The 6,492-nt window shown below is 67.3% G+C and carries 6 protein-coding genes; 5 read left to right on the top strand and 1 reads right to left on the bottom strand.

Going from position 1 to position 6,492, the window contains the following annotated elements; all coding sequences use genetic code 11:
• On the top strand, positions 1-2,037 hold a 2,037-nt coding region (locus K0F86_RS26995), incomplete at its 5' end, for an SWIM zinc finger family protein (protein WP_219137196.1).
• Positions 2,038-2,050: 13 nt separating this feature from the next.
• On the opposite strand, the gene K0F86_RS27000 is transcribed toward K0F86_RS26995, so the two are convergent.
• Positions 2,051-2,440, bottom strand: a complete 390-nt coding sequence (locus tag K0F86_RS27000; protein WP_219137197.1) for a DUF1090 family protein — start codon at positions 2,438-2,440, stop codon at positions 2,051-2,053.
• A gap of 152 nt (positions 2,441-2,592) precedes the next feature.
• Here K0F86_RS27000 and K0F86_RS27005 point away from each other — a divergent pair, with 152 nt between their 5' ends.
• The 4 genes from K0F86_RS27005 to K0F86_RS27020 all read left to right on the top strand — a co-directional run.
• The gene (locus tag K0F86_RS27005) at positions 2,593-3,417 is read left to right on the top strand and encodes a tetratricopeptide repeat protein (RefSeq protein WP_219137198.1); all 825 of its coding nucleotides are present in this window, start codon (positions 2,593-2,595) and stop codon (positions 3,415-3,417) included.
• The gene (locus K0F86_RS27010) at positions 3,414-4,415 is read left to right on the top strand and encodes a tetratricopeptide repeat protein (protein WP_219137199.1); all 1,002 of its coding nucleotides are present in this window, start codon (positions 3,414-3,416) and stop codon (positions 4,413-4,415) included. Before K0F86_RS27005 ends, K0F86_RS27010 begins: the two co-directional genes overlap by 4 nt.
• Before the next feature lie 68 nt (positions 4,416-4,483).
• Complete coding sequence (locus K0F86_RS27015) at positions 4,484-5,698, top strand: AGE family epimerase/isomerase (protein ID WP_219137200.1); 1,215 nt, start codon at positions 4,484-4,486, stop codon at positions 5,696-5,698.
• Positions 5,695-6,492: carbohydrate kinase (locus K0F86_RS27020; protein ID WP_219137201.1), on the top strand; the 798-nt coding region annotated here is incomplete at its 3' end. The genes K0F86_RS27015 and K0F86_RS27020, both read left to right, overlap by 4 nt.

Genomic DNA, 6,492 nt, shown 5'->3' on the forward strand with positions numbered 1-6,492 from the left:
GATGGGATGAGCTGGCACGCCGTGTACCGCAGCTTTGACGACGACAGCCTGGCGACGCTGGCCAACGCGGGCCTGCTGCGCCGCGCCCTGAAAGATATCGAGGCGGGCAAGGTGGGCTGGCGGGATGACGTGGGCGGCGCCCTGGTCGCCGACGGCCAGCGGGTGCTGCTCGATGCGGGAGGGCCGCAGAAGGGCCGCTGCGATTGCCCGGCGCCCGGCATGTGCAAGCATATCCTGGCCGCTGCCGTGTGGCTGCGCGAACTGCCGCAGGAGAGTGGACAAGACAATGGACAGGACGGTGTCCAAGATGCGCCGCCGGCCGGCGTGCAGGAGGAGGTGCTGGCGCTCGACAGCGCGACCGTCTGCAAGCAGGCGGGCAAGCCGGCGGTGCGCCAGGCGCTGGCCTGGCTGGCGGAAGGCGACCAGGCCGACGTCACGATCGTCAACGCCAGGCTGCAGATCGAGCTGCCCTTGTTGAAACTGGGCTGCAGCTATCTGCGCGGCGCCGGCGTGGACGCCATGGTGTCCGATACCCCGGCCGCCCTGCGCAAGGCGCTGCACCTGTATGCGCTGGCCTGCGTCTGGCGCAAGCATGGCCGGGAGTTTGCCTGGCCGGACGGCGCCGCGACGGCGCCCGCCGCCGCAGCGCCCGGGATGAGTACGTCCGAGCTGGTGTTCCTGGCCCAGGTGCGGCGGCTGCTCGGTGAGCTGTACGACAACGGCCTGTCGCATGCCAGCGCGATTGCCGCCGGCCAGCTGCGCGCGCTGACGATGTCGGCGCGCAGTGAAAACCTGCCCCGTCTTGCCGCCCTGTTGCGTGGCCTGGGCGGTACGCTGGACTTGCTCGTGCGGCGCGATTACCACGCCAGCGAGCGCCAGGCATTCGAGGAGATGGCTGCCATCAGCGCCTTGTGCGCGGCGCTCGAACATGCGCCTGGCCCGCTCTTGCGGCGCTTGCGCGGACAGGCGCGGCGCAGCTTTGATGCGGCCGGCGACGCGCCCCTCGACCTGCTGCCACTGGGCGCGTATTGGTGGGAAACGCGCGGCGGCGCGCATGGCCTGACCTTGTCGTTCTGGCAGCATGCCGAGGGAGGCGAGGGGCGGATCGTGCAGGCGGTGCTGGCGCGGCCCGACGCCAGCGACCGCTCGTTTACGCGCGAATCGGCATGGGATGCGGGCAGCCTGTGGACGGGTGCCGGCAGCGCCCGGCATATGTGCGAGGCGAGCTGGCAGTTGGCAGGCGCGTCCCTGGCCGACGATGGGCGCCTTGCCATGGACAGCCGGGTGCGCGCCAGTGCGGCGCCACTGTGGGCGCTCGACGATGCGCGCTGGCAGAGCCTGGGTTTCAGCGACTGGACGGCGCTGGCCGCTTTCGTGAGCGGCAACGTCGGCTTGACGCCGGAACCCGTCGATTGCGTGGTGCTGCGTCCGGCGGCCGTGGCGCGGCCGCAGCTCGACGAAGTGGGGCAGCGGCTCGATTGGCAAGTGTTCGACACCTGTGGCGCCGCCCTGGACTTGCAGATTCCGGCACTGCCGGCGCTGCGTCCGCGCATCACGCGGCTGCAGGCGGCCGTGGCCGATGGCGCCGATATCCGTGCCGTGCTGGCCAGCCGCGCGCGTGGCGAGCCAGGTGGCTGGCAGCCGGTGGCGCTGCTCATCGCCAAGGATGGCAAGCTGCGCGTGGTGTCGCTCGATTTCGAGATCGACACAGGCAAGCTGCCGTCGGCGCTGGCGCGTTTTTTCAAGAGCCTGGGGGGCGCCAGCCTGGCGTCATCGGTGCCGCAGCAAACCTCGGCGGCAGCGCGGGTGCTGGCCCAGGTGCTCGACCTTCTCGCACTGCAGGCGCGTAGCGGCCGGCCACGGCTGGAAGCCGAGCTGGCCGGCGAACTGGCGCGACACGGCGCCACCTTGCGCGCGCTGGGCCTGGATTTGCCGGCCGGCCTGCTGGGGGCCTACGTCGGCACGCCGCGCGCGGCGCAAGCCTTGCGCCTGGCGTACGTCTGCACGACGTGCCTCGCGCTGGAGGCGGCAGGGTAGCCGCCGCTTGTCGTCAGGGCTGCTGCGCCTGCAGGGCGGCCAGTTCCGCCCTGGCTTTTTCCAGCTTGCCTTCCAGCTTGGCGATCTTTTTCGGCTCTTTATTCGCTTCCTGGGCCAGGCGCAGCGAACGCTCCGTCTGGTTTACTTTTGCCTGCGCCTTCAGCACCTTCTTGTTGTGGCGTTCGATCAGGGTGCTGTCGCGGCAGTGGGCGTTGACTTCGTCGAGCGCGCGCGTCAGGCCAGCGACCTTGTCGGACAGGCCCTGTTCCTGCGCCTGATGCAATTCGTTGCGGATGCTTTCGCGCTTGGCGGCGCAGCCGGCCAGCTGGGTGTCTGCGGCGCTGGCGCCCACGGAGGCTGCGGCGAGCAGCAGGGTCAAGGCGGTTGTGGCGAGGCGGTTCATGGTGTTCCTGTATAAGTGGTGAGCCCGTGCAATGTAAGCCTGCCAACGCCCCCTGTCAAACTTCGCCTGCCGTGCGCGCCAATCTGGCCAGGCATCGGCTACCATGCATGTTTTCTTCTTCCCGACTCCGCCGCATGCCCAGGAAATTACTGTTGCTGATCCCTTTGCTATTGCCGCTGCCTGTGCTGGCGCAAACTTCGCCCACCTTGCTCGACCTGCAGCTGATCGCCATCGAGGCACGGGCCGATGTGACCACCCATAGCCCGGAAAGCATCGCCGAATTTGCCGAGACCCGGCGTGCGGCCGAAGCGGGCGACGTGGAGGCGCAGCTGGCGCTGGCGCGCATGCTGCAGCTGGGCGTCGGCGCGCCGCAAGACACGGCGCACTCGATGGCCTGGGTGCGCAAGTCGGCCGAAGGCGGCTATGCGCCGGCGCAATCGGCCATGGGGCTGGCCTATACCGTGGGCGGCAAGGTGCCCATCGACCGCGTGCAGGGACAATATTGGCTGCGCAAGGGCGTGGCGCAAGGCGATGCGCTGGCGCAAACCATCCTGGCGCTGGAATTCATCGACGGCGACAGCAGTGCCGAAGAACATGCGCTGGCCATTACCTGGTTGAAGAAGGCCGCGCTCGAAGAACACTTTATCCCTGCCTACAACGGGCTCGGTGAACACCTGCTGCGCGCAGCCACCGATGAGCAGGAGCGCGGCGAGGCTTTCCACTGGTATCAACGATCGGCGCGTGAAAAGGAACCGGCCGGCATGCGCAACCTGGCCCGCGCGCACGAGCTGGGCCTGGGCGTGAAACAGTCGGACAAGCTGGCCCTGGTCTGGTACGAGCGGGCCGCATGGAGCGGCGACTTGCCCGCCATGCGGCGCATGCTGGACGTGTACGTCAACGGTGAACTGGGACAAGCGGCGAATGCCGAAGACGCCGCCGAATGGCGCGGCAAGCTGGCGGAAAGTGAAAAGAAATGAAGACCATCGTATTGTTATTGACCCTGGCGCTGGCGCCGCCCGTGCTGGCGCAGCCAGCCGCCGAAGCGGCGCCGCGCCAGCATCCGGCGCTGGCCGAATTCGACATGTCCGGCCTCGACGACATGCGCGCCAGAGTGCAGGCCGTGATCAACCGTCCGGCCGACCTGTCGCCAGACAAGGTCGCCGCGTTCGAGAAGATACGCCGCGCTGCGGAAGGGGGCGACACGGCCGCCCAGCTGGAGCTGGCGCAGATGCTGCACGAGGGCGAGGGCACGCCGCGCGACGTCGACGCGGGCCTGGCATGGATGAAGAAATCGGCCGAAGGCGGCTATGGTCCGGCGCAAGCCTTCCTCGGCGTGGCGTATACGAATGGCCAGGGCATGGCGGTGGACCGCAAGCTGGGCGAATACTGGTCGCGCAAGGGCGCCGCGCAAGGCGTGGAACTGGCCAACTTCATGGTGGCCCAGCATTTCGAAAACATCCACAGCAGCCCGGCAGAACAGGCGCACGCACTGCACTGGCTGAAGTTCTACGCCGAAAACGGTTTTATTCCCGCCTACAATGAAATCGGCTACCGCCTGATGATGACGGCACACGATGACGCGCAGCGCAAGCAAGCATTTGGCTGGTACATGCGGGCGGCCAAGGCGCTCGATCCACCGGGCTTGAACAATGTCGCCTATTCATATGAAGTGGGGCAGGGCGTGCCGCAGAGCGACGAGGGTGCCCTGGGCTGGTATGAAATGGCGGCCATCGCCAAGAGCCCGCCGGGCCAGACGGGCTTCGCGCGGCTGCTGGAGCAGGGCCGTGGCGGAGCCACCCGGCAAGGGCCGCCGCCCAAGCCCTTCGCGCTGTATCTGCTGGCGGCGAAGCAGGGCGACGTTGAAGCGATGGACCGGCTGGTCAAGGTGTACGAGAAGGGCGAGCTGGAACAGGCGGCCGACCCCGTGCAGGCGGCACTGTGGCGCGAAAAGCTCAGGCTGGCCAAGACCCCCTGACCAGGCATGACGGCGTGGAGACGGCATGCTATCATCATTGTTATCGATAACAATATCATGAGAGACCCATGAATCCCGATTTCCGCTCCAGGCAGATGCTCGAAGGGCACATCCTGCACACGATGCACTTTTATCACCCGCGCGCCATCGATGCGAGCGGCGGCTTTTATCACTTCATCCTCGATGACGGCACGGTGTACGACGCGGCCACGCGGCACCTGGTCAGCAGCACGCGCTTCATCTTCAATTACGCCATGGCTTACCGCCATTTCGGCGATGACGATTACCAGGCGGCCCTGCGCCACGGCGTGGCCTTTTTGCGCGACGTGCACCGCGACCCGGCCACGGGCGGCTACGCCTGGCAACTGACATGGCAAGACGGCGCCAAGACGGTGGAAGACGGCGCCAACCACTGCTACGGCCTGGCCTTCGTGCTGCTCGCGTATGCGCACGCCTTGCAGGCGGGGATGCAGGAAGCGCGCGCGTATCTGGACGAAACGTTCGAGCTGATGGAGCAGCGTTTCTGGCTGCCAGAACACGGCCTGTATGCGGACGTGGCCAGCGCCGACTGGGCCACGCTTGACGGCTACCGGGGCCAGAACGCCAATATGCACGCCTGCGAAGCCATGCTGGCCGCGTTCGAGGCGACGGGCGAAGCGAGATATCTGCACCGCGCCGAAACGCTGGCGCACAACATCACGGTGCGCCAGGCGGGTCTGGCGAACGGCATGATCTGGGAGCACTACACGCCCGACTGGGCTATCGACTGGGATTACAACCTGCACGACAAGAGCAATATCTTCCGTCCCTGGGGCTACCAGCCCGGCCACTTCACGGAATGGGCCAAGCTGCTGCTGATCATGGAGCGCCACAGCCGGTTCATGGCCGGTCCGTCCGACTGGCTGCTGCCGCGCGCGCGCGCCCTGTACGACACGGCCCTGGCCAAGGCGTGGGATGGCGCGCATGGCGGCATCCACTACGGTTTCGGCCCGCAGGACGAGATTTGCGATGGCGACAAATACTTCTGGGTGCAGGCGGAAAGCTTCGCCGCCGCCGCCGTGCTGGCCACGCGCACGGGCGACGACGCCTACTGGCAAAGCTACGACAAGATCTGGGATTACAGCTGGACGCACTTCGTCGACCACGAACACGGCGCCTGGTACCGCATTTTGACGCCCGAGAACCAAAAAATCAGCAACGAGAAAAGCCCGGCCGGCAAGGTCGATTACCACACCATGGGCGCCTGCTATGAAGTGCTGAACGTGATCGGCGGTGCAGCATGAGCGCCCCTTTCCCTTCCTTTGTGTCGGCCGGCGAAGCGCTGACGGACATGCTGCGCACCGGCAGCGACCAGTGGAGCAGCCAGGTGGGCGGTTCGACCTGGAACGTGGCGCGCGTGATGGCGCGCCTGGGCGTGCCCAGCGCCTTTGCCGGCGCCGTCAGCCTCGACGTCTTTGGCGACGCGCTGGCCGCTGCCACGGAGGTAGCGGGCCTGGACATGCGTTTCTTGCAGCGCCGCGCGAAGTCGCCGCTGCTGGCCATCGTGCATGAACTGCATCCGCCCACGTATTACTTCATCGGCGACGACAGCGCCGACCTGCATTTCGACGCGGCGCAGCTGCCTGCCGGCTGGATGCAGGGCGCGCAATGGGTGCATTTCGGCGGCATCAGCCTGGCGCGCGAACCGCTGGCCGGCAAGCTGGTGGCGCTGGCGCGGGAACTCAAGGCGGCCGGCGTCAAGATCAGCTATGACCCGAATTTCCGCATCATGATGGATGAACGCTACGACGCCACCCTGCGCCGCATGACGGAGCTGGCTGACGTGATCAAAGTGTCGGACGAAGACCTGGCGGGCCTGTTCCGCCACGACGACATCGATGGCGCGTTTGCCGTGCTGCGCGGCTGGAATCCGCACGCCACGTATTTGTATACGCGCGGCGCGCAGGGCGCCGCCCTGTACCGGGGCGAGCAGGCATGGCGGGCGGCGCCGCCCATCATCGAGGTGGTCGACTCGGTGGGGGCGGGCGACGCCAGCATCGGCGGCTTGCTGTACAGCCTGATGTACCGCCCAGAGGCC

Source organism: Janthinobacterium sp. UMAB-60 (assembly GCF_900095235.1).
Lineage (GTDB): Bacteria > Pseudomonadota > Gammaproteobacteria > Burkholderiales > Burkholderiaceae_D > Janthinobacterium.